The organism is Sphingobium chungangianum (genome assembly GCF_977014255.1).
Window position 1 is genome coordinate 78570 of sequence record NZ_CDRNIV010000002.1, and the last position, 22751, is coordinate 101320.

Here is a 22751-nt window from a genome sequence, read left to right on the forward strand (position 1 = left end):
GCAGGGCCGTTTGCGGTTCGATTTTGCGAGGAGGGCCAAGATGACGGTCTTTCATGTTCACATGGTTATGGAAGTGCGCCGCTGATGCTGTGCGCTGTTGAAAACAGGGCTTCGGTGGTGGTCTGCTCGACCTGCCGCCTGTCCGCCGATCAGCGGGAGGATGGGGCAGGACGGCGCGGCGGCGCGCTGTTGGTTGAGGCCATGCGCGATCTTCAGGCGGCCGAGCCTGCTTATGAGGCCGTCGCCGTGCAGGACATGCCCTGCCTCTTCGCCTGCCAGCGCCATTGCACCGTCCATGTGCGTGGTCCCGGCAAGGTCGGCTATGTGCTGGGCGACTTCACCCCGGATGTGGACGCCGCCCGCGCGATCCTCGATTACGCCCTGCGCCACGCTGCCAGCGAAGAAGGCGTCGTGCGCTATGCCGAATGGCCGCAAGGGGTGAAGGGCCATTTCATCGTCCGCACGCCGCCTGAAGGCTTCATTTGCACATGATCCGCTTTCAGGATCGCGCTGGCTTCCAATCCGCGCTCGCCACGCTCCCCGCACCTGACGCGGGAGCGATCGAAACCGCAGCGGCGCGGCAAGCCTCTTTGACAAAACCCGCCGGATCGCTCGGGCGGCTGGAGGAGATCGCCCTCTTCATGGCAGGCTGGCAAGGTCGCGAACGTCCACGCACCGACCGCATCCGCGCCGCCATCTTCGCGGGCAATCATGGCGTCGCCGCACGCGGTGTCAGCGCCTTCCCGCCCTCCGTCACGGAGCAGATGGTCGCGAACTTCCAGGCAGGCGGCGCGGCGATCAACGCGCTTGCGGGCGCCTGCGGAGCCGAGCTGGTCATTGTCGCGCTCGCCCTCGACAAACCCACCGCCGACATATGCGAAGTCTCCGCGATGACGGAGGCCGAATGCCTCGACGCCCTGAACGCGGGCGCCGCCGTCGTGCAAGATTGCGACCTGTTCTTCGCCGGTGAAATGGGTATCGCCAACACCACCCCGGCCGCTGCGCTTTGCCTTCAATCCTTCGGCGGCGAGGCGCAGGACTGGACGGGGAGTGGCACCGGCATCGACCCAGCAGCCCTCGCCCGCAAGACGCAGGCCGTCGAGATGGCGCATGCCCTGCACGCCCCCCATTGCGCCGACGCTTTCGAAACGCTCTGCCGCCTCGGCGGGCGAGAGATCGCGGCGATGGCAGGCGCCATCCTCGCCGCGCGCATGCTGCGCGTGCCGGTGTTGCTCGATGGCTTCATCTGCGGCGCGGCCATCGCCCCTCTGGCGCGCGACAATCCCGCCATCACGGCCCACTGCCTCGCCGCCCACTGCTCCGCCGAAGCAGGCCATGCCCGGCTGCTCGAAAAGCTCGGCCTGCACCCCTTGCTTCACCTCGACATGCGCCTCGGCGAAGGCAGCGGCGCAGCCGTCGCGGCGCAACTCATCCGCTCGGCCCTCGCCGCGCACGACCAGATGGCGACCTTCGCCGAAGCCGCCGTGGCTAACGCGCTATGAGCCCGCTCACGCTCCACCTGATGCGCCACGCAGCGCCACAAGCGCCCGGCCTGCTGCTCGGTCATATGGACATGCCGCCCGACCCGGCCGCCATGCAGCTATGCGTCGAACGATCCCGCGCGCTTGCGTTCGACCGCCTGATCAGCTCCGACCTGACGCGCGCCCGCGCTCCCGCCGCCCTGATCGCAACCGCCCGGCAGGTGCCGCACGACATCGACGCGCGCTGGCGCGAACTGCACTTCGGCGAATGGGAGGGCACCGACCCCGCCACTCTGCCCGCCGAGGAAATTGGTCCCTTCTGGTCGTCCCCCGATGACCATCCTCCGCCGGGAGGGGAAGGCTGGTCCAGCCTTTGCCTGCGCGTAAAGGCGGCACTTGGCGAAATCGACCGGCCATCGCTGGTTCTCACCCATGCCGGTGCGATACGTGGCGCGCTGACTACGTTGTGTGGCTTCACGTACCAGCAAGCCTGGGCAATCGACCTGCCTTATGGCGCCTTGCTCAGCCTGCGTATCTGGCCGGGAGACAATCCCAGCGCGCAGATCACCGGGCTCGTGACATGACCCGCCTCATCCTCGCCCTGCAACTCATGACCCGCCTGCCGCTCCCGCAAGTGCGCGCGGATGAGGAGGATTTCGCCGCTGCGATCCGCTGGTTTCCCGCGACCGGCATCATCGTCGGCCTCGCCGTCGCCGCCGCCATGACGATCGGCCTGATCGTCGAACCCTGGATGGCCGCCTTGCTCGGCCTGATCGCCTGGGTCGCCATCACCGGGGCGCTTCATCTCGACGGTCTTGGCGACATCGCTGACGGGGTAGGGGCAGCCCATGGCGACCCGGCAAAGCTGTCCGCCGTTCTTGCCGACCCGCATATCGGGAGCTTCGGCGTCGTCACCATCGTCCTGCAACTGCTGGCGAAGCTCGTCCTGCTGCGCCTCTGCGCGGAGCATGTCGCGCCGATCGCCCTCATCGCCGTGCCCTTCGTCGCGCGGATCGGCCCCCTGGCATGGACCCTCTGGCTCCCGCCGCTCCATGCAGGCCTCGCCAGCCGCTTCCGCGAAAGCATCAGCCCGGTGCATCTGCTCGGCTGGATGATGCTGGCCGTAGCTAACTGCTTGATCATTCCCGCCCTCCTGTCCGCCGCTATCCTCGTCCCGCTTTGGGGATGGTGGCTGCGCAGCCGGATCGGCGGCATTTCTGGCGATGGTCATGGTGCCGGGATCGAACTCATCGAAAGTGGCCTGCTAGCTGCACTGGTGCTGGCACGATGAGTGACGTCTTCCACTGGCATGGCGGTCGTCTGGCGGCGGCGCGTCAGCATTATGCAGCCGAGGATCGGCCCTGGATCGATCTTTCTACCGGCATAAATCCGCTCGCCTGGCCCGGCACCGCCACAATCACCCCTGATTGGCAATCCCTCCCCGATCCCGCAGCACTTGCCGATCTTGAACAGGCGGCCGCCGCATATTTCGGCGTCTCCTCCGATCACGTTTGCGCACTGCCGGGCAGCGAAACCGGCCTGCGCCTGCTTGGCCATCTGATCGATGCGCCCGCCTGCCATATCCTGCCGTGCTACCGCACCCATGCGCAGGCTTTCCCAAACTCGCGCCCGTTGCAGCAACCCGAAGACGCGCCACCGGGCACCGCGCTCCTGCTTGCCAATCCTAACAATCCCGATGGCCGCCTCTATACGCAGGCGCAAATGCAGCAGCTTCTAACTCAACAGGAAAGGGAAGGCGGTTGGCTGATCGTCGATGAAGCCTTCGCCGACTGCCTGCCCGGTGCCAGCATGGCGGCCGAAGTTGGGGATCACCGCCGCCTGCTCATCTTCCGTTCCTTTGGCAAATTCTTCGGGCTTGCTGGCGTCCGCCTCGGCTTCCTCCTCGGCCCGGCCTCCATCATTGCCGCCTGCCGCAGGCTGCTGGGAGACTGGCCCCTTTCCGCAGCCGCGATCGACTTTGGCCGCGCCGCCTGTCGAGACCAGCGCTGGATTGACGAGACGATCGCGACCCTCCCCGCCCGCGCCGCCAGCCTCGATGCGCTACTTATCCGCCACGGCTTCATCCCGCGCGGCGATTGCCCGCTATTCCGCCTGATCGACACGCCGAACGCCGCCGCCCTGTTCGACCGCCTCGCGCGCCACGCCATTCTCACCCGTCCGTTCGAGGACCGGCCGAACTGGCTCCGCTTCGGTCTGCCCGCCGATGATGCGGCGATGGCCCGGCTGGACGAAGCGCTTGGTTGAGCTGGCCGCGCTGATCCTTGACGCGGCGCTAGGCTGGCCAGCCCGGTTGCACGCCCGTATCGGCCACCCGGTCGGAGCCTTCGCCGGGATCATCACCGCTTGCGAGCGCCGTTTGAACCAGCGCCACTTCGGCACAGCGCGTCGCCGTTTCGGCGGTATCGTCACGCTGCTACTCCTCCTCACGACCACCATCGCAGCGGGCTGGGCCGCAGAATTCATCATCCGCCACTTGCTCGGCTCCTGGGCCTGGGCAGGGCTTGCGCTTGCCGCTTGGCCAGCGCTTGCGCAGCGCAGTCTGTACGACCATGTCCTGCACGTCGTTCAGGCTCTAGAAGCAGGCAATCTCTTCGCTGCCCGCCGCGCGGTCAGCCAGATCGTCGGACGCGATACCGCCACCCTCGATGATGCAGGTGTCGCCCGCGCCGCCATAGAAAGCCTTGCTGAAAGCTTTTGCGATGGCGTCGTCGCGCCGCTCTTCTGGCTGCTCGTCGGCGGCCTGCCCGGAATCTGGGCCTATAAGGCAGTCAACACCGCCGACAGCCTCATCGGCCATCGCGAGGAGCCGTTCGCGGCCTTTGGCTGGGCCGCCGCTCGCTTCGATGACTTGCTGAACCTGATCCCCGCGCGCTTATCCGGCTTCCTGATCTGCGTCGCGGGCTTGGGCGGCTGGCGCATCCTCTGGCGCGACCATGGCCGTCACGCATCGCCCAATGCGGGCTGGCCCGAAGCGGCGATGGCGGGGGCGCTAGACATCCGGCTTGCCGGGCCGGTCGCCTATGAAGGCCAATATCATGCCAAGCCATGGATCGGCGGGGAAGGGGGCGAAGCCACGCCCGCCGACGCCCACGCCGCGCTGGCGCTCTATGTTCGCGCCTGCGCGCTCCTTTGGCTCGCGACGGCGCTGATCGAACGGATCGGGCGATGACCGCTTTCCAGAAGCTGCTTGTGCTCGGCGGCGCCCGTTCGGGCAAGAGCCGCCATGCCGAAGCGCAGTGCGAAGCCCTGCCGGGCATCATGACCTACATCGCCACGGCCGAGGCGTACGACGCTGAGATGCACGAAAGGATCGGCATGCATCGCGCCCGTCGCAACGCGCGCTGGCGAACGATCGAAGCCCCAATCGATCTGCCCGCCGCGATCTGGAATGCCCACGCGCGTACGCCATCTGGCCCGATCCTTGTCGATTGCCTTACCCTGTGGCTGTCCAACCTGCTGCTGGCTGGCGAAGACATCGCCCGGTGGAGCGAAGAACTGATCGCTGCCATTACCAGCTGCACCCTTCCCATCGTGCTGGTCGCCAATGAGGTCGGCCTCTCCATCGTCCCGGAAAATGCACTTGCCCGCCGTTTCAGAGACGAAGCGGGCCTGCTTAATCAGCATGTGGCGGCCGCTTGCGACAGTGTGGTATTTGTCGCTGCTGGCCTGCCCCTGACACTCAAGCAAGGCGGATGAAGAAGAGCGCGGCTGCAAGCGATTTTGAAAATCGCTGATGCCCGCAGCCCTACTTGTCGTAGAGGTTGAATAAATTCGTTGCGCGAATCGACTATGTGATAAATTGCTCTGACCGGCTTGCCTGCGATCTGCTCGGTCAATATGGCACGCTCAATAATGCGTGGAGGGATTTTATAGGAGCCAGCGATCATGGCAGGGGCGATATGCTCCGAACCCAGGCGAAATTGGAAGACCGCCAGGGTTTCTTGATCAGATCGCGGTTTCTGGACAGGGGATAAGTCAGTGAACGCTTTCAATGCAGATTATCTGTTCGTCTTCATATTGGCGGCCTTTTTGGGTTTTCAGCTGATCAAGAAGGTATCGCCGCTTTTGCACTCGCCGCTGATGTCGCTGACCAATGCGATTGCGGCGGTGGTGATTGTGGGGGCGATCACGATCACGGGTGAGGCGGGGGCGACGCCTCTGGCGAAGACGCTGGGCTTCATCGCGGTGTTCTGCGCGACGGTGAATCTGGTCAGCGGGTTCATGATCACCGATCGCATGCTCAAGATGTTCAAGCCGCGGGGGAAGTAACAGATGGACGCCTTTGTACCCTTCGCGGCGATTGTCGCGTCTGCCCTGTTCATCCTGTCGCTGATGTGGATGAGCCATCCTTCGACCGCCCGTCGTGGCGTGCGCGCGGGCGAGATCGGCATGATCATCGCCATCATCGGCGCGCTCGTCCAGCATGAGGTCGTTGATTACAACCTGATCATCATCGCGATGATCGCGGGCGCGGCGGCGGGCATCCCGATGGCGCTGCTGATGCCGATGACGGCGATCCCGCAGCGAACCGCCATCTCCCACGCCTTTGGCGCGCTGGCCGTCGGCCTGATCGGTGCCGCTGAATATTACAAGCACGCCCATGCGGAATATGCGGGCGGCTTCATCCTGTGGGCGCTGATGTTCGAGATGCTGCTGGGTTTCCTGACCTGCACGGCCTCGATCATCGCCTTTGCCAAGCTGCAGGAACTGATGGGCAGCCGCCCGGTGTCCTTCCCCGGCCAGCGCATCGTCAATGGCGCGGTGGCGCTGGCGACGGTGGCGATCGGCGTGACGCTGGCGCTTGACCCGACGCAGACCTGGCTGTTCCCGCTGTTCGCGGGCCTAGCGCTGCTGTTCGGCATATTGCTGGTGATCCCGATCGGCGGCGCGGACATGCCGACCGTGATCGCGCTCTTGAACAGCTATGCGGGTCTTGCAGCATCCGCCATGGGCTTTGCGCTGGGCAACAAGCTGCTGATCGTCGCGGGTGCGCTCGATGGCGCATCGGGCTTCATCCTGGCGCTGGTGATGTGCAAGGCGATGAACCGCAGCTTTGCCAACGTCATGTTCGGCGGCTTTGGCAAGGTGGTCGCGGGCGTCGCTGGCGGCAAGGATGACCGGGTGGTGCGCTCGGCTTCGGCTGAAGAAGCGGCGATGCAGCTGGAAAATGCCAGCAGCGTTGTCATCATCCCCGGCTATGGCATGGCGGTCGCGCAGGCGCAGCACAAGGTTAGCGAGCTGTATCAGGCGCTCACCAAGAAGGGCGTAGACGTCAAGTTCGCGATCCATCCGGTGGCAGGCCGCATGCCCGGCCACATGAACGTGCTGCTTGCCGAAGCCAACGTTCCTTACGAACAGCTGGTCGATCTCGACGACATCAACCCCGAACTGCCGCAGGCGGACGTGGCGGTGATCATCGGCGCGAACGACACCGTGAACCCGTCGGCGCGCGACGATCCGCAGAGCGCGATCGCGGGCATGCCGATCATCGAAGCGGACCGCGCCAAGTCGGTGTTCGTGATCAAACGCTCGATGAACGCGGGCTTCGCCGGGATCGACAATCCGATCTACTATAACAGCAACACCCAGATGCTGTTCGGCGACGCCAAGGACATGGTCGGCTCCATCGCCAAGGAACTGGCGGGCGGCGGCTCGGGCCTCCACTGATCGGCCCGCATAGCGCCAAGATACAAAAGCCCGCTGCCAAGCAGCGGGCTTTTTTCATGGGGGTTCGCCCGCAACTTGGGCGGAGAAGTATTGCGCTAACGGCTGATCAGTCGAGCGATGCGTCGTCGATGTTGATCGTGCTAATTACTGCAAAAATGCAGACCCAATTTGCGAATATGAGATGTTGATTGCACAATCGCGCCCGCGCATGGACAGCACAGATCCATGGCGATTGGGCGGTACTGCTGTGCTTTTTGGAATATCGGTCCTGGGAAACACGGCCAGATCACGCGCGGGATCATCATCGGAGACGCTCCGCGAGTGCAGGGAAAAGATATGACTGATCAGCTGATCCTCTCGGTCGAAAATGGCGTGGGCCGCATCCGGCTGAACCGTCCCAAGGCTATCCACGCGCTGACCCCGGAGATGTGCGAGGCAATCAATCAGGTGCTGCTGGACTGGCGCGGCGACCCGGCGGTACTTATGGTCATGATCGACCATGCCGAAGGGCGCGGATTCTGTGCCGGAGGTGACATCGCGCTTATTGCCAATAGCGCAAAAACGGACTGCGCGGCGGCCGAGCATTTCTTCCGCGTCGAATATCGAATGAACCATCTGTTGTTCGTCTACGACAAACCTATTGTGGCCTTCATCGATGGGATTGTGATGGGCGGCGGCGTCGGTCTCTCACTGCCTTGCCGATATCGGGTCGCGACGGAGCGTACGACCTTTGCCATGCCTGAAACAGGAATTGGCCTTTTCCCCGATGTGGGTGGAGGCTGGTTTCTGCCTCGCCTGCCGGGACGGATCGGTACATGGCTTGCCGCGACTGGAGCACGTCTGGATGGCGCGGATTGCGTCGCGATCGGGATTGCGACCCATTATGTCGGATCTGACAGGCTGGATGCGCTCAAGGCGGAAATCCTTGCGCATCCCTCCGATGTTGCGACCATCCTCGATCAGGCAAATGAACTGGCTCCGGAGTCCCGGTTGATGGCGCAGCGGGACAGGATCGATCGCCTGTTCGCGAGCGATGCCCTGGAGGATATCCTTGCTGCCCTCCAGGCGGACGGGTCGGAATGGGCGGACAAGCAGTTGGCGGTGCTCGCAACCAAATCGCCGCAAGCGGTCAAGGTCGCCCTGCGTCAACTGGTGGAAGGCGCTGCCTTCACCGATTTTGCGGACAATATGCGGAACGAATATCGCCTGGCCTGCCACGTCATTCGCCGTCCCGATTTCGTCGAGGGGGTGCGCGCGGTGATCTTTGACAAGGACAATGCTCCGAAATGGTCCCCGGCGACGGCCGAGGAGGTCGATGGCACCTTGATAGATAGTCTCTTCGCGCCTCTGCCGCAGGACAAGGAATGGACCCCTCTGCCTCAAACGGAAATCTCTCATGACCTTTGAAACCATTATCGTCGAACAGCATGACGCCGTCACACTAATCACGCTCAACCGGCCGCAAGCGCTCAATGCACTCAACAGCCAGGTGCTTAAGGATCTGACCTCTGCATTCGCCGCCTATGACGCCGATCCGGCACAACGGTGCGCGGTGCTGACCGGAAGCGGTGAGAAGGCTTTTGCCGCAGGCGCCGACATCAAGGAGATGGTCGAGAAGCAGGCGGCAGACTTCTTCCTGGAGGATTTCTTTTCTGGCTGGCAAACTGGCGTGGTGGCGACACGCAAGCCGTGGATCGCAGCGGTGCAGGGCTTTGCGCTAGGCGGCGGTTGCGAATTGGCGATGATGGCGGACTTCATCATCGCAGGCGACACGGCAAAATTCGGCCAGCCCGAAATCAAGTTGGGCGTCGCGCCTGGCATGGGCGGTTCCCAGCGCCTGACCCGCGCCGTGGGCAAGGCGAAGGCGATGGAGATGTGCTTGACCGGCCGCATGATGGATGCCGCCGAAGCGGAACGTTCCGGATTGGTAAGCCGCATCGTGCCTGCCGCGCAATTGTTGGAAGAGGCGCTCAAAACCGCCGCTGCAATCGCCTCAATGCCGCCAATGGCAGCAATGGTGAACAAGGAGATGGTGAACATCGCCTTTGAAACGGGGCTGGCTCAAGGCATCCTGACCGAGCGGCGTCTTTTCCAGATCCTCACCGCTACCGAGGACAGGGCAGAAGGCATGAGCGCATTTGTGGAGAAGCGCGCAGGGGCGTGGCGCGGGCGCTGATCAGGCGATCAGTCGCTGGCTTGCTTGTTGGAGAACTCCCTGGCTCGTGCCAGCCGCAACTTGGTGCGACCGGCACGAGCTTTCGGATCGAAGCGCTTTAGAAGCGCGCGGACAGGGAAACGCCCCATGTCCGGCCCGTGATCGGGTTCGCGAACTCGACCAATGAGCCGGGACTCTCGCCCGACGTAATGCCATCGTAAGTGGTGTTGTCGGTGACGTTCTTCACGAAGCCGGAAATTTCCAACTTGGTGGCATCACTGACCGGCAGTTCGTAACGGATGCCTACATCCATTCGGGCAACAGGCGGGATCGACCCTCGCGGATCGTTCAACGCGTCCGTTTCATATCGTGAAGTATAATATAGAGCAGCGTTCAGGCCGAATTTCCCGGTTCCGGCGTTAATTGTATAGTCGGAAACGAGGCCAGCGGTCCATTTGGGCGTGCGGCGTAGGCGGAGTACCGACAGGTCAGCGTCCCCCTGCCCAAGGTTGCCGCTGAACTCTGAATATTTGGCGTGCAGATAGCCGCCTGTCGCCAGGATCGTCCAGTTCCGAGTGGGCACGAGGGTCAACTCTGCCTCTACCCCCGTATATTTCGCCTTCGCGACATTTAAGGTGCTGGACAAGAGACGCGATCCATCAACCTGGAGAACATTCTCTTGCTTGTTGTCCAGAATATTGTGGAATGCCGCGATGTTGAAGCGGACATGATGATCGAAGAGTTCACTTTTGAACCCGATTTCAAATGCATCCATTACTTCGGGGTCATAGGGTTGAACAGCTGTTACGATGTTACCCGTGCGGCCGCTGAAGCCTCCCGTATTGTAACCTCGGCTGTAGCTCGCATAGGCCAGTATGTCGGGATTGAACTTATACTGGACGTTGACCTTTGGCGTGAACTTCTGAAAGCTCACCCCAGCAGAGACGTCGCCCACCAGCGGTCCCAGAACGCTCATGTCCCGCACCGTTCCTGGCACGGCCGAATAGAGGATATAATGCGTTTTCTTGCGGTCCCAGGTCTGTCGCCCACCAACAGTCAGGCGAAGCTGGTCCGTCAGGTCGTAATCAGCCTGAAAGAATAGCGCTGTCGACCGGTTATGTTGGTTGGTGACATAGGCATCCACCGAATTGAGGTAGGCAAAGCCTGGCGGCAGCCAGTCGGGCAATCCCGTGGCGATGGGAGGCAAGGCGGCGAGGTCCACCGACAAGTTGGTTTTCTGGGTATATTCATAGTTCATGTAGAAGAAGCCGCCGACGAGATTGAAGGGGCCATTGAACGACGTTTCGAACCTTAGTTCCTCGGAAAACTGATGCGCCTTCAAATTGCTCTCATTGCGCGCCAGGGCGAAGCGCGTGGAGTCATAGTCTCCTAGCGTATATTCCTTGAACTCGCGAAGGCCGGTCAGGCTGACGAGCCGAACATCATCTGTTGCCTGATATGAAATTTCGCCGGTCAAGGCATTAAGCCGCAGGGAACCGGGGAATGGCCGCGATTCAACAACATTCTTGTCTTTGGTGAGAGGCGTGCAGATGGAAGCCGTATAGGGATTGAGGCAAGGCGAGTTGGCGCCGCCGAAATAACCCGGCACTTTGTAGGTGATTAGATTTGGCGTCAGCAACTGGGAGTAGGGCGGCAAGTCGCTGTCATTTTCCACCCGGTCCAGCGCGAGATACAGGTTGAGCTTGTCCGTTGGCGTAGCGACGAAGGCCAATCCGAACGTGCGGACGTCCCGATCTCCATTGCGCCCGCCCGTCACGATATTTCTGAACTGGCCGTTGTTTTTCCGTACCGTGATCGATCCCTTGACCGCCAACAGGTCATTGACGATCGGGGCCATTATGACCCCTTCATAATCATTTTCGCCAAAGCTGCCGATGGTGAAGCGAACCTTGCCGGTTGCGTCGGCTGCCGGGTCGGGCCGCGAACGTATGACGTTGATGGTGCCGCCCGTCGTATTCTTGCCATTCAAGACACCCTGCGGGCCGCGAAGCACTTCGATCCGCTCAATATCATAGGCGTCCATGAGCGATCCGCGCTGGAAGGCGATCGCGACGCCGTCAACGGTAAAGCCGATGCTGGATTCAAGGCTGGGCAGCACGTCCTGAATGGACATGCCGCGCAAGCTAAGCTGGGGAACGTCCACGGACGCGCCGGATCGGTTGATCGTCAACCCCGGCACCAGTCCGCGCAGTCCGGTCAGGTTATCCAGACGCGCATGCTCCAATGTTTCGCTATTGAAAGCGGAAACAGCAACAGGCACCGATTGCAGTGGCTCGGCACGTTTTTGGGCCGTGACGATAATATCTTGCAGCATTCCCGCGCCTGAAGGCTGGTCCTCCGACTGCGGGGTTTGCGCGTGGGCCATGGCCGGAAACAGCGGCGCAGAGGCCAATAGCGCCCACTTCCTGACAGACATATTCAATTCCCCTCCAATGCATTTTCCGACATATTCTTCAGGCCTCATTCGAGCCTTTCGGAAATGCTCTCCCAATGCGCCATTTGATGATAGTAGCATACGGTTAGATAGCGAACTGATATGTTCCAACGGCGTCTGGGAAGAGTATATCGGGGGAAACACAGCGATCGGTTGGAAAACGGCCCGCTGCGCCCTTCAATCAGTGGAGTGACCATTGTGCCATCGGATCTGACAACCGCGCAAACAGCTGTTTTCCGGAACCTTGACGTGCCAATGCGCGATGGCGTTGATCTGGCCGCCGACCTCTACCTGCCGATGGCGTCGGGACAGGTGGATCCGGATGTCGGTTATCCCGTGGTTGTTATCCGCACGCCTTATAACAAGCTGTTTGTGCAGGGTTCGTTCGGCACACCCGCTTATCTGACCCGGCGAGGCTACGCTGTTCTGGTTCAGGATGTGCGCGGTACGAACGGATCGGGTGGCGTGTTCGACCCGATGATGAATGAGGGGTGGGGTGAACGGCAGGACGGCATCGATACCGTCCGCTGGATCAAGCAGCAAGGTTGGTGCAACGGGAAGGTCGGCACTACTGGCCAGTCCTATATGGGCGGGACGCAGCTGCTGCACCTTCAGGCCGAAGATAATGAGATCGAGGCCGCGTTCGTTCAGGTTCCGGCCGTCAACCAGTTCAACAATGGCTGGGTCTATAAAGGGGGCGTGATGGATAGCACGGCCTTGTGCTGGACCATGGGCATGGCCTTCACCGCCGCGGCACGGATGGGCGAAGAGGTGACCGCAGCGATCAAGGCCGACGCTCGGGCGGTCGGCTTGCCCAGCGGCTTTGCGGCTCCGCAAATGTTAATGGCATCCCCAGACCTGGCTTTCGAGATCGCGCGCGGGCACGCGCTGAAGGACGTCCCGATTAACCGGCATATGCCATTCTGGAACGCTTGGCTCGACAACAGGGATAATCCGGAATTCTTCGCCCCGAACGATGCAGCCGCGCGGTTTGACCGGGTGAAGGCGCCAGTTCTGCATTTCACCGGGTGGTATGATCTGTTCAACTGCAATTCGCTGGACGCGTTCGTCAATATCTCTCGCCATGGCGCTACTGAAGCAGCGCGTCAGGGTCAGCGGCTGATCATAGGGCCATGGGGTCACGTCGCGAACGGGATGCTGTGTCATTTCCCCAATGCGCTGGTCGATGATGTCGCCATGATGGGGGCGTGGATGGACCGCCACCTTCTGGGGGGCTCGGGGGAAGGGGACGACCATCGGGTTATGCTGTACGTGATGGGTGAAAATCGTTGGCGGGCCGAGCAGGATTGGCCGCTCCCCGATGCTCGGCCGACGCTGTTCTACTTGCACAGCGATGGTAACGCGAACGGCGCAGAGGGCGGCGGGCTGCTGTCTCAGGCTGCTCCGGGCGCGGATGAACCCGCTGACCATTATATCAGCGATCCTGCTAATCCTGTGCCTTCGCTGGGCGGGCATTCGTTGCACGGTGGGCCTGCGGATCAACGGCCGAATGACCATCGGCCGGATATTCTTGTCTATACGACGGCGACGCTGGAAGAGGATATGGAGGTGACGGGCGCGATCCGGGTCATCCTCCATGCGCAATCGTCGGCAACGGACTGCGACTGGTTTGTGAAGCTGATCGACCTGTTTCCGGACGGCCGTTCCTACAATCTGGCGAGCGGCATGGTGCGGGCGCGCTATCGTAAATCGCGCAAGGCTCCGGAAGGGCTGATGCCGGATGCGGTAGAAAGATATGAGATCGAGCTGGCGCCAACCAGCAACCTGTTCAAAAAGGGGCACCGCGTTCGCATCGTCATTTCGAGCAGCGATTATCCGAACAGCGAGGTGAACCCCCAGGATTTCATCGACCTTTCCACCGCTGCTCCAAAAGATTATCGGATCGCGCGCCAGACGATCCATCACGATGCCGCACGGCCATCGGCGATCGAGTTGCCTGTGGTGCCTGCCGATCGGCCGAGGCAATGGATAGACACGCCTTTCCCCTCGGGCGAGACCGGCCGATTTTACACCCGGCCCATTCCGGTTGAGGAGGCGCCGCCTATAGAGATGCCATTGTCCCTGCTGCCCTATGGCTGACCGGGGATCATCCCGCAGCTAGGCGGGCTTCCCAGATCATCGGGTATTATCTCGTGGTCAGCGTCGGCAGCTCAGGCAACGAGGCCGATATCCGCGCCCGACAGAGCTTGCAGGCCGGCGATGGCCCGCTGTTCCAGCGTGACCGCGTTTTGCTGACGCGCGATGGTCAGCGCCTGTTCCAGGCAACGGCGCGCCTCGCTCTTGTCCGGCCCCCAGCGTGCGTGCAACTGTCCGGTCAAGCGCCAATATTCCGCTTCCCATATCCGCTCGTCATGCTGGGCCATGAACGTCGCGGACAAACCGGTATGGTGCAGGCCTTTTTCGTAATGGCCCATTTCGTCGCAGATATCAGCGGCGAGCAGGTGCAGGCAGGATGTGAGATAATGCTCAGAGAAGGCCTTGGTATGGGCCAGGAGCTGATCCAGATGTGACGGATCACGCGTCGAATGGAACGACGCCCATGACAGACATGCTCGTCCGAACGGTTGCCAGAACCGGCAAAGCTGCTGCGAGCATAGCTCCTGAAGCCGGTCATTATAGGTGTGGATACGGCCGTAATCCCTTTCGCAAACCGCGTGGAAGAGCAGCCACACCAGCACCAGTGACAAAGTTGCCGGGTGGCCAAGGGTTTCCGCCATGGCCAAGGCGCGCTCAGCCTCTCGCCTCCCCTGTTCAGGATTGCCGGTGTGCCAATGCACCCAGGAAAGATAGGCCGTAGAGGCCGCGCCGGGATCATAGCCGAAGCTGCGGCCGTGTTGCGCGGGATCATAGATCGCGACAACGCGCTCGAAGTGCGTTCGGGCTGCGGCAAAGTCTCCCCGAAATGCTGCGCCAGCGCCCAGCAGGCGCCCTCCTTCCGCTTCCAGGCGGGCATTTGGTCGTAGTGAATGAATGAACTGGTCGAACTCGATCGCCAACAGGTCAGCATGCTTCCATCGTCCACGGCCCGCCGCTACGGTCCAAAGCCCATGCAGGCTAGCCGCCAGTGCTTCAGGCCGTCCGACTTCCTTCGCCAGCAGGTGCGCGCGCTGGTAAATTTGCTTCAAGTCGGGGGCGTAATAGCCTTCCGCTTCCCGGACAGTCGCGCCCAGCTCCAACAGAGCGTCGAGTTCACGTTCGCTTCGTCCGATACTTGGCGAAATCGATGCAAGGGTTTCGATGGCCGCGCGATAGTTCGCGCTTGCTTCAGCGAGCGCATATCTTTGTGCCGCTTTGCGGCCAGCATCCAGCCAGAAGGATACCGCCTCGTCGAAACGCGCCGCATGGCGCATATGTCCAGCGATTACTTCGGGGTGATCGGCTGCTATTTCCGGGAAATAGTCAACCAGGATGTCGGCAGTTCGAGAATGCAGGTCCTGACGGTCTGCGTCCATCATCGACGTATAGGCCGCGTCGCGGAGCAACGCGTGCCGAAAGGCATATCGACCTTTGCCGTTGGAGCGACCGCGCGTCAGAATGCCGGCGGCCAGCAGCTGGTCGATCGCAGCGGCCACCCGCTGATCTTCATCGCCGACCAGAGCCCTCAATATCTCGCCAGGGAAGTCCCGTCCTATTATGGAAGCCACCTGCGCAACCCGGCGTGCAAAGCCCATGCAGCCGAGCTGAGATGCCAGCAAGTCGTTCAGGCTATCGGGCACTGTCGACAGATCGCCCTTCCCAACATTCTGGGCGAGCAGGAGCTTCGTCAGTTCCTCCAGATAGAGCGGCACCCCGTCGGCTTTGTCGATAATCGTGTCCCGCGCCGGGATTGGCAACGCCGCATCCCCCGCAATGCCGTCAATTATCCGGCTGCAATCCTGGCGGGATAATCGGGTGAGACGAAGAACAGTAACCGGTTGTCCCGGTCCAAACAGCGCCGCGCACCCTGACCTGCCCGTCATTAGCAGGTAGAGCCGTAAATCCTGGCATGCCGACGCGGCAAATCCAATCAGCTCCAGCGTCGTGGGGTCCGCCCAATGTATGTCTTCGACAAGAAGGATAACTGGTCTGCGGTTACATAAGGCAGAAAGGATGGCGATCAGAAGCTGAAGCGTCTTCTCTTTCTTTTCGCTCGCCGACGGAAGGATGTCCTCCATATTTTCTTCGACATCCGCCTGAGCGAGCAATGTTTGAAGCAGTGTCCTGTTGATCGGCCCGTCCAGACCGACTCGCTCAAGAAATCGACCCAGCACGGCGTTTGATGGATCGTTCCCTGCCATCAACCGGCGGAGGATTTGGATAACGGGATAAAGTGCGCTGTTGCTGTGGTGCGCAGAGCATTGCAGGCGGATTTGATAGCCCCTTGGCCGCAGCCGTTTGATCAATGCTTCGGACAAACAGGATTTGCCGATACCCGCTTCACCTTCCACGATGACGGATTGTCCCTCTCCGGCGGAAGCCAGGAGCCAACGGTTGCCTAGCAGGTCCAATTCAGCACCCCGGCCGATGATGTCGGCCGACGGAGCATCTTGCTTGGCTAGAAAGCATGTTGTCGATCTAGGACTCAGAAGACGCCAAAGAAGAATTTGGTGCCCATCCTCTGCTTCGATTGCCCCAGCCGGAATGGTTTCAAATGCGGTGCGCGAATGTCGGCGGGTCTCTTCCGAAACGAGAATTGCGTTAGATGGCGTGTGATCGATTATCTGTAGGGCGATGGTGGGTACGTCACCCAATATCAGCGGCTGTTCTAGGCAGGGTCGTGAGAGAACATTGCCTGTATCAATGGCTACACGAACCTCACAATTATCTCCATGTTCACGCCGCGCATAGGCAATGATTTCCGTTGCCGCTGTCATGGCCCGTCCCGAAGCATCCTCCAGCGAGGTGGGCCAGCCGAAATAAACGGTCAGCCGAACCGTTGCGCCCTTCTCCATGACGCCGCCCAATTGCGTCATGGTCGAGGAAAAATATGCGTGGAAGCGGTCGAATTCTTCAAGGAACTCGGCCGTCAGTTGGGAAATGCCTCTTAACCGGAAAGAGCAGGATAAGACCGTTATCCTGCGCAGTTCCATATGCGAAGGTAAATCCGGGGTCGCAGCCTTTCCAGGAGCGTCATCGTCTCGCTCAACAATTTCCGATTGTTCCGTCTTGCGTTGGAAGCTCGGGACATATCCTCCTTTAGGAATGACAATCTGAATGGTGTCGGATTGGCCATGGTTGATCTGATAGCTTGTCAGCAGGCGGCGGAGGCGTCCTGCCTCCACCCGGACAGTCGCGCTGGTGCCGGGATCGAAATCCTGAGGCTTGTCGAAAACGCCAAGCGCAATACTATATTCTTTCAGGAGCGATCCTCGCCCCGCGAACATCTCCTCGCAGAGATAGCGTAAAAATCGCTGCATACGGGGACTGCGTTCAAAGACGGGGCTCATCAGCACTTTGTTTAAATGCGCCTGCATCTCCTGTGCGCCAAGAGGGGGAACGCTGCGCGCGTCAATGGATGATCGCCTCATCGTCACCGTTGCCTCTCCGTCATTTGTCGGGTTATCGATCCTTGCCCGGCTCAGGAACATTGCCTGACTTTAGTCGCAAAGCAACGGAAAGGTGAGGCGGTTCACAGGCAAGTGCCTAACAGTAGCATACTTGCAGAGGCGACGCTGTCCGCGACAATCAGGTGCTTATGCAATTTGTCGCTGCGGAACCGCAGCCTATTCGAGAGGAGTATGCCAGTGGCCCTGAGGGGATGTGGAAAGTGAGCGCTCTCAGCTACGTCCGGGGTAGAACGGATCCCCCGCTTCTGGATTTGACGATAGGACAGGCTCTGGCGGACGCTGCCGCTCGGTGGGGTGATCGCGATGCTTTGGTTTCGGCGGAACAGAATATCCGCTGGACCTATGATGATCTACTTACCCTTGCCGATAAGCTGGCTGCCGGTCTCTTGGAACTCGGCTTGCAGCCTGGGGATCGTATCGGCATCTGGTCGCCTAACTGCGCGGAGTGGACCTTGACGCAGTTCGCAGCAGCCCGTGCCGGTCTGATCCTGGTAACGATAAATCCCGCCTATCGATTGTCGGAAGTCGAATATACAATCAACAATGTCGGCCTGCGTGCGCTGATTGCAGCCGAACGGTTCAAGACCAGTGCCTATGCCGATATGATCGAGACGCTGGCTCCGGAGCTGCCCGGCTGCGTACCGGGGCAATTGGAAGCAAAGCGGCTGCCGACGCTCAAAGCGGCCATCCTTATCAGTGAACAGCCGCGTCCGGGCTGGCTGCGGTTTGACGACCTACTATCGTCGGCTCCGTCTCTGGATCATCTGCGTTCAATCGAGCCGCAAATTCGGGCGGAGGACGCGGTGAACATTCAGTTCACCAGCGGCACTACAGGTTTGCCGAAGGGCGCTACGCTCAGCCATCGTGGCATCCTTAACAATGGCTATTTTGTCGGCAGCGCCATGGGCCTGACCCCCGGCGACCGCATTTGCATACCTGTGCCGCTGTACCATTGTTTCGGGATGGTCATGGGCAACCTTGCCGCCATCACGCATGGATCGGCCATGATCTATCCGTCGAGCGCGTTCGATCCTGCGGCGGTGCTGCGTACGGTCGCGGAGGAACGCTGTACCGCCCTATATGGCGTTCCGACGATGTTCATTGCGGTCCTGGCGCGGCTCGAGACGGATGCGACCGATACGTCCTCATTGCGCACTGGGTGCATGGCCGGGGCGCTTTGTCCGGAGCCATTGATGCGGGACGTTGTGGATCGCCTCAATATGCGAAATGTGACGATCGCCTATGGGATGACGGAGACCAGCCCCGTCAGTTTCCAGACCGTGCCCGGAGATTCGATTGAGCGTCGAACCACCACCATCGGCCCGGTCCAACCGCACCTCGAATGCAAGATCGTCGATGCCGACGGCGCGATCGTCCCGCGCGGGACGCCGGGAGAATTATGTACGAGAGGCTATTCCGTCATGATGGGATATTGGAACGATCCCGTACAAACGGCGGCAGCCGTTGATTCAGACGGATGGATGCACAGCGGCGATCTGGCCGTCCTGGACGACGCTGGCTATGGGAGCATCGTCGGCCGGATAAAGGACATGATCATTCGTGGGGGGGAGAATATATATCCCCGCGAGATCGAGGATTTTCTGCGGATGCACCCCGCCGTCGAGGATGTCTCCGTCGTGGGCGTGCCGGACGATCATATGGGGGAGGAAGTCTGTGCGTGGATAACATTGCGCGCCGACGAAAAACTGGCCGAAGATGAGGTCAGGGCATTTTGTGTGAACCAGATATCCCACTATAAAATACCCCGGTTCATACGGATCGTTGACGCGTTTCCGACAACGGTGACAGGAAAGGTGCAGAAGTATCTGATCCGTCAGGCGATGGTGGAGGAATTTGAGGGGCAAAGCTAAAGGCGCGAAGCCGCTTTGATCCTTGTCCTGCGCTGAAATCGGCGGCAGCGTTGCAATGAGCCCTCGTCACAGGATCGAGGGCTCATTGGCGTGTTGAAAAAAGGAAGCTTCAAAGCTTCTGGTTTAACTCCGGCACAACCTTGAACAGATCACCCACCAGGCCGATGTCCGCGACCTGGAAGATCGGCGCATCCTCATCCTTGTTGATGGCGATGATGGTCTTGCTGTCCTTCATGCCCGCCAGATGCTGGATCGCGCCAGAAATACCGACAGCGATATAGACTTCCGGCGCCACGATCTTGCCAGTCTGCCCAACCTGATAATCGTTCGGCACATAACCCGCATCGACAGCCGCACGCGAAGCGCCAACCGCCGCGCCCAGCTTGTCCGCCAGCGGGAAGATCACCTGCTCGAACGTCTCGCCATCCTTCAGCGCACGGCCACCCGAAACGATCACTTTCGCACTGGTCAGTTCCGGGCGCTCCTGCTTGGCGATCTCGGCACCAACGAAGCTGCTGAGGCCCTTGTCGCCAGTCGAAGCCACGGCTTCCACCGCGCCCGAACCGCCCTCACGAGCCGCCTTTTCGAAAGCGGTGCCACGCACGGTGATGACCTTCTTCGCATCCTTCGACTTGACGGTCGCGATCGCGTTGCCCGCATAGATCGGGCGCGTGAAGGTATCTTCGCTCTCCACCGAAAGAATGTCGCTGATCTGCATCACGTCCAGCAGAGCCGCGACGCGCGGTGCGATATTCTTGCCGTTGCTGGTGGCAGGCGCGACGAAGGCGTCATGGCTGCCCATCAGTTCAACGACCAGCGGCGCGACATTCTCTGCCAGCGCGTGACCGAAAGCCGCGTCATCGGCGACATGGACCTTGCCCACGCCCGCGATCTTCGCGGCAGCTTCACCCACGCCGCCAACGCCAGCGCCAGCGACCAGCAGATGCACTTCACCCAGCTTCGCAGCAGCGGTGACGGCGGAAAGGGTCGCGTCCTTCACGGCGCCGCCCTCATGTTCAACCCATACCAGAGTCTTCATAATCTCGATCCTCTATCCCCGTTCGCCCTGAGCCTGTCGAAGGGTCTTTCTTCTCTTCAAAGAAGGAAGCAGGCTTCGACAGGCTCAGCCCGAACGGGCTTGGAATGATGGTCAGGCGGCGACGCCCAAAGCTTTCAGCTTCGCGACCAGTTCATCGACATCGGCCACCTTGACGCCAGCCGAACGCTTGGCGGGCTCGGTGACCTTCAGCGTCTCCAGACGGGCGCTGATGTCCACGCCATAGTCAGCAGGCGTCTTGGCCGCGAGCGGCTTGCTCTTCGCCTTCATGATGTTGGGCAACGAAGCATAGCGCGGCTCATTGAGACGCAGGTCGGTGGTGACGATCGCGGGGACGTTGAGCTTCACCGTCTCCAGGCCGCCATCGACTTCGCGGGTCACGCTGACCTTGTCGCCCTCAACCTCGACCTTCGACGCAAAGGTGCCCTGCGGCAGATTGAGCAGCGCGGCCAGCATCTGGCCGGTCTGGTTGCTGTCATCGTCGATCGCCTGCTTGCCCAGGATGATCAGGCCAGCGCCTTCCTCTTCCTGAACCTTGGCGAGCAGCTTGGCGACGCCCAGCGGTTCGACTTCGTCATCGGTCTGGATCAGGATCGCGCGATCCGCGCCCATCGCCAAGGCAGTGCGCAGCGTTTCCTGCGCCTTGGCAACGCCGATCGACACGGCGACGACCTCAGTCGCCACGCCCTTTTCCTTTAGGCGAATGGCTTCCTCGACCGCGATCTCGTCGAACGGGTTCATGCTCATCTTGACGTTCGCCAGATCAACGCCCGACCCATCCGCCTTCACGCGCGGCTTCACATTATAGTCAATGACCCGCTTTACGGGCACAAGGATCTTCATGCATCCCTCCATAAGTATGCAAGCATACGGTCATATATATCACGAATATCCGGTCGTAAAGCCGACTGTATCGAATAAGACCCTTGCGTAACGTAATCTAGCGAACTAAATGAGTCTTCGGCTGAATATGGCCGTCACGGTGAGCGACGGCAGGCGGCAGGGTGCCGCGTCCTTGAGCAGGTGAGGTGAATGACTCAACTCGGCATTTCGCGCTACGGCGCCTATGTTCCCCGGCTTCGGCTGGATCGTTCCTTGATAGCGGAAGCGCATGGTTGGATGGCGCCTGGCCTGCGTGGGCAGGCGAAAGGCAGCAGGGCGTTCACCAGTTGGGATGAGGACGCCATCACCATGGGCGTAGAAGCTGCCCGCGATGCCCTGGCTGATACCAGCCTTGATAACGTAAAGGCCGTACGGCTGGCATCGACCAGCCTGCCTTATGCCGACCTTCAGAATGCGGCAATCATGGCGCGGGCGATCGGCGCCCCGGCGAGTGTCGCTACGTCGGATGCGGCTGGCTCACAGCGGGCAGGAACATCTGCCTTGCTACAGGCGCTCAAGGGCGCGGAAGCGACGCTTGTGGTCGCATCCGACAATCCCTTTGCAAAGCCTGCCAGTGCGCAGGAAATGAGCTTTGGCGCAGGGGCGGCTGCCTTTGTGATTTCAGACCGTGACGTGGTGGCGCGGTTAATCGGATCAGCGTCTCTCACCGAAGTTTTCGTCGATCATTTCCGGTCGGCGAACGCCCAGAGCGATTATGGCTGGGAAGAACGGTGGGTCCGCGACGAAGGTTACGCGAAGATTGTGCCCCAAGCTGTCAGGGCGGCGCTGGATCAGGCGCAACTCTCCATCGGCGACATTCAGCATTTCGTTATGCCCTCCTATCTGAAGGGTGCGGCGGACATGGTGGCGAAAACGCTGAAGTTTGGAGGCGCTGTAGCCGGAGCCTTGGACGACGGTGTAGGTTATGCTGGCGCGGCCCATGCGCTGCTGATGTTCTCAGCGACGCTGGAAAAGGCGCAGCCGGGCGATCGGATCTTACTGATCGGCTTCGGCCAGGGTGCCGATGTGTTGATATTCCAGGCGACAGAGGCAATCGCATCAGTCCGCCCCGCGCGAGGCGTCGCGGGCTCCATCGCGGATGGCTTGCGGACGGACAGCTATCTGCGGATGCTGTCATTCTACGGCGGGATCGAAAATGAATGGGGCATGCGTTCGGAGAAGAGCGCTAAGACGGCTCTGACCGAGCAGTATCGCTCCGCCGCTCAGCTCGAAGGTTTCAACGCTGGCAAGTGTGGAAGTTGTGGCGCGGTTCAATTCCCCCAGATGCAATATTGCGTGCAATGTCACGCCCCAGGGGAACAGTTCACTGATGTTCCCTTGAGGAACAAGACTGCGGAAGTCCTGACATCGACCGCCGACTGGCTGTCCTATCATCCTTCACCACCGTTGTGGGTCGGCTTCGTCAAGTTCGACAATGGCGCGCGCGTCCTGATGGAGATGGTGGATATCGGCCCTGACGGGATCGACACGGGCGATCAGGTTCGCATGGTCTTCCGCATCAAGGAGAAGGACCGCCAGCGGGGATATAACCGCTACTTCTGGAAATCGACGCCGCTGAGCGCGGCCTGAGGAGT

General features: G+C 61.0%; 18 protein-coding genes. 14 read left to right on the plus strand and 4 right to left on the minus strand.

The features are described 5' to 3' along the window. Window positions 1-84 precede the first annotated feature (84 nt). From ACWNC0_RS00575 to ACWNC0_RS00625, 11 genes are all read left to right on the plus strand, one after another. Complete coding sequence (locus ACWNC0_RS00575; protein WP_449468847.1) at window positions 85-492, plus strand: DUF1636 domain-containing protein; 408 nt, start codon at window positions 85-87, stop codon at window positions 490-492. After that, window positions 489-1502, plus strand: coding sequence for a nicotinate-nucleotide--dimethylbenzimidazole phosphoribosyltransferase (cobT, locus tag ACWNC0_RS00580; protein WP_449468848.1), 1014 nt, complete (start codon window positions 489-491; stop codon window positions 1500-1502). The genes ACWNC0_RS00575 and cobT overlap by 4 nt, the downstream gene beginning before the upstream one ends. After that, window positions 1499-2065 carry a histidine phosphatase family protein gene (locus ACWNC0_RS00585; protein ID WP_449468850.1) on the plus strand — a complete coding sequence of 189 codons (567 nt, stop codon included), beginning with the start codon at window positions 1499-1501 and terminating at the stop codon, window positions 2063-2065. Before cobT ends, ACWNC0_RS00585 begins: the two co-directional genes overlap by 4 nt. Beyond that, complete coding sequence (locus ACWNC0_RS00590) at window positions 2062-2772, plus strand: adenosylcobinamide-GDP ribazoletransferase (protein WP_449468852.1); 711 nt, start codon at window positions 2062-2064, stop codon at window positions 2770-2772. Before ACWNC0_RS00585 ends, ACWNC0_RS00590 begins: the two co-directional genes overlap by 4 nt. Continuing rightward, a complete protein-coding gene (locus ACWNC0_RS00595) occupies window positions 2769-3746 on the plus strand; it encodes a threonine-phosphate decarboxylase (RefSeq protein ID WP_449468853.1) in 978 nt (325 codons plus the stop codon). Before ACWNC0_RS00590 ends, ACWNC0_RS00595 begins: the two co-directional genes overlap by 4 nt. After that, on the plus strand, window positions 3709-4671 hold the full coding sequence (gene cbiB, locus ACWNC0_RS00600) for an adenosylcobinamide-phosphate synthase CbiB (protein ID WP_449469829.1): 963 nt from the start codon (window positions 3709-3711) through the stop codon (window positions 4669-4671). Before ACWNC0_RS00595 ends, cbiB begins: the two co-directional genes overlap by 38 nt. Further along, window positions 4668-5198 (plus strand): bifunctional adenosylcobinamide kinase/adenosylcobinamide-phosphate guanylyltransferase, encoded by a 531-nt coding sequence (cobU, locus tag ACWNC0_RS00605; RefSeq protein ID WP_449468855.1) that lies wholly within the window; start codon window positions 4668-4670, stop codon window positions 5196-5198. Before cbiB ends, cobU begins: the two co-directional genes overlap by 4 nt. Before the next feature lie 282 nt (window positions 5199-5480). Next, complete coding sequence (locus ACWNC0_RS00610; protein ID WP_196227069.1) at window positions 5481-5771, plus strand: NAD(P) transhydrogenase subunit alpha; 291 nt, start codon at window positions 5481-5483, stop codon at window positions 5769-5771. 3 nt (window positions 5772-5774) lie between these two features. After that, window positions 5775-7169 (plus strand): NAD(P)(+) transhydrogenase (Re/Si-specific) subunit beta, encoded by a 1395-nt coding sequence (locus ACWNC0_RS00615; RefSeq protein WP_449468856.1) that lies wholly within the window; start codon window positions 5775-5777, stop codon window positions 7167-7169. Between the two features lie 336 nt (window positions 7170-7505). Beyond that, a complete protein-coding gene (locus ACWNC0_RS00620) occupies window positions 7506-8576 on the plus strand; it encodes an enoyl-CoA hydratase/isomerase family protein (RefSeq protein WP_449468857.1) in 1071 nt (356 codons plus the stop codon). Continuing rightward, window positions 8566-9345, plus strand: coding sequence for an enoyl-CoA hydratase-related protein (locus tag ACWNC0_RS00625; protein ID WP_449468859.1), 780 nt, complete (start codon window positions 8566-8568; stop codon window positions 9343-9345). The genes ACWNC0_RS00620 and ACWNC0_RS00625 overlap by 11 nt, the downstream gene beginning before the upstream one ends. Before the next feature lie 97 nt (window positions 9346-9442). Here the strand turns inward: ACWNC0_RS00625 and ACWNC0_RS00630 are convergent, their stop codons facing one another. Beyond that, window positions 9443-11659: a TonB-dependent receptor gene (locus tag ACWNC0_RS00630; RefSeq protein ID WP_449468861.1), complete on the minus strand. Its 2217-nt coding sequence runs from the start codon at window positions 11657-11659 to the stop codon at window positions 9443-9445. Between the two features lie 375 nt (window positions 11660-12034). Between ACWNC0_RS00630 and ACWNC0_RS00635 the strand changes: the two genes are divergently transcribed. Next, on the plus strand, window positions 12035-13879 hold the full coding sequence (locus ACWNC0_RS00635; protein WP_449469831.1) for a CocE/NonD family hydrolase: 1845 nt from the start codon (window positions 12035-12037) through the stop codon (window positions 13877-13879). A gap of 71 nt (window positions 13880-13950) precedes the next feature. Here the strand turns inward: ACWNC0_RS00635 and ACWNC0_RS00640 are convergent, their stop codons facing one another. After that, on the minus strand, window positions 13951-17196 hold the full coding sequence (locus tag ACWNC0_RS00640) for an ATP-binding protein (protein ID WP_449468863.1): 3246 nt from the start codon (window positions 17194-17196) through the stop codon (window positions 13951-13953). Between the two features lie 341 nt (window positions 17197-17537). Here ACWNC0_RS00640 and ACWNC0_RS00645 point away from each other — a divergent pair, with 341 nt between their 5' ends. After that, entirely contained in the window at window positions 17538-19217 is a 1680-nt protein-coding gene (locus ACWNC0_RS00645; RefSeq protein ID WP_449468864.1) for an AMP-binding protein, read from the plus strand. Window positions 19218-19326: 109 nt separating this feature from the next. On the opposite strand, the gene ACWNC0_RS00650 is transcribed toward ACWNC0_RS00645, so the two are convergent. Continuing rightward, window positions 19327-20256: an electron transfer flavoprotein subunit alpha/FixB family protein gene (locus ACWNC0_RS00650; protein WP_449468866.1), complete on the minus strand. Its 930-nt coding sequence runs from the start codon at window positions 20254-20256 to the stop codon at window positions 19327-19329. Window positions 20257-20367: 111 nt separating this feature from the next. Next, window positions 20368-21117, minus strand: coding sequence for an electron transfer flavoprotein subunit beta/FixA family protein (locus tag ACWNC0_RS00655; RefSeq protein WP_449468868.1), 750 nt, complete (start codon window positions 21115-21117; stop codon window positions 20368-20370). Window positions 21118-21306: 189 nt separating this feature from the next. Here ACWNC0_RS00655 and ACWNC0_RS00660 point away from each other — a divergent pair, with 189 nt between their 5' ends. Next, complete coding sequence (locus tag ACWNC0_RS00660; protein ID WP_449468870.1) at window positions 21307-22746, plus strand: 3-oxoacyl-[acyl-carrier-protein] synthase III C-terminal domain-containing protein; 1440 nt, start codon at window positions 21307-21309, stop codon at window positions 22744-22746. Window positions 22747-22751 lie beyond the last annotated feature (5 nt).

Excerpts from the sequence above, each read along its gene's own strand:
- cbiB (WP_449469829.1), top strand. The coding sequence starts at position 3,709 with ATGCGGCGATGGCCCGGCTGGACGAAGCGCTTGGTTGAGCTGGCCGCG.
- ACWNC0_RS00645 (WP_449468864.1), top strand. The coding sequence starts at position 17,538 with ATGTGGAAAGTGAGCGCTCTCAGCTACGTCCGGGGTAGAACGGATCCC.
- ACWNC0_RS00655 (WP_449468868.1), bottom strand. The coding sequence starts at position 21,117 with ATGAAGATCCTTGTGCCCGTAAAGCGGGTCATTGACTATAATGTGAAG.
- cobU (WP_449468855.1), top strand. The coding sequence starts at position 4,668 with ATGACCGCTTTCCAGAAGCTGCTTGTGCTCGGCGGCGCCCGTTCGGGC.
- ACWNC0_RS00660 (WP_449468870.1), top strand. The coding sequence starts at position 21,307 with ATGACTCAACTCGGCATTTCGCGCTACGGCGCCTATGTTCCCCGGCTT.
- ACWNC0_RS00635 (WP_449469831.1), top strand. The coding sequence starts at position 12,035 with ATGCGCGATGGCGTTGATCTGGCCGCCGACCTCTACCTGCCGATGGCG.
- ACWNC0_RS00585 (WP_449468850.1), top strand. The coding sequence starts at position 1,499 with ATGAGCCCGCTCACGCTCCACCTGATGCGCCACGCAGCGCCACAAGCG.
- ACWNC0_RS00575 (WP_449468847.1), top strand. The coding sequence starts at position 85 with ATGCTGTGCGCTGTTGAAAACAGGGCTTCGGTGGTGGTCTGCTCGACC.
- ACWNC0_RS00650 (WP_449468866.1), bottom strand. The coding sequence starts at position 20,256 with ATGAAGACTCTGGTATGGGTTGAACATGAGGGCGGCGCCGTGAAGGAC.
- ACWNC0_RS00615 (WP_449468856.1), top strand. The coding sequence starts at position 5,775 with ATGGACGCCTTTGTACCCTTCGCGGCGATTGTCGCGTCTGCCCTGTTC.
- ACWNC0_RS00625 (WP_449468859.1), top strand. The coding sequence starts at position 8,566 with ATGACCTTTGAAACCATTATCGTCGAACAGCATGACGCCGTCACACTA.
- ACWNC0_RS00590 (WP_449468852.1), top strand. The coding sequence starts at position 2,062 with ATGACCCGCCTCATCCTCGCCCTGCAACTCATGACCCGCCTGCCGCTC.
- cobT (WP_449468848.1), top strand. The coding sequence starts at position 489 with ATGATCCGCTTTCAGGATCGCGCTGGCTTCCAATCCGCGCTCGCCACG.
- ACWNC0_RS00640 (WP_449468863.1), bottom strand. The coding sequence starts at position 17,196 with ATGCAGCGATTTTTACGCTATCTCTGCGAGGAGATGTTCGCGGGGCGA.
- ACWNC0_RS00620 (WP_449468857.1), top strand. The coding sequence starts at position 7,506 with ATGACTGATCAGCTGATCCTCTCGGTCGAAAATGGCGTGGGCCGCATC.
- ACWNC0_RS00595 (WP_449468853.1), top strand. The coding sequence starts at position 2,769 with ATGAGTGACGTCTTCCACTGGCATGGCGGTCGTCTGGCGGCGGCGCGT.
- ACWNC0_RS00630 (WP_449468861.1), bottom strand. The coding sequence starts at position 11,659 with ATGCTGCAAGATATTATCGTCACGGCCCAAAAACGTGCCGAGCCACTG.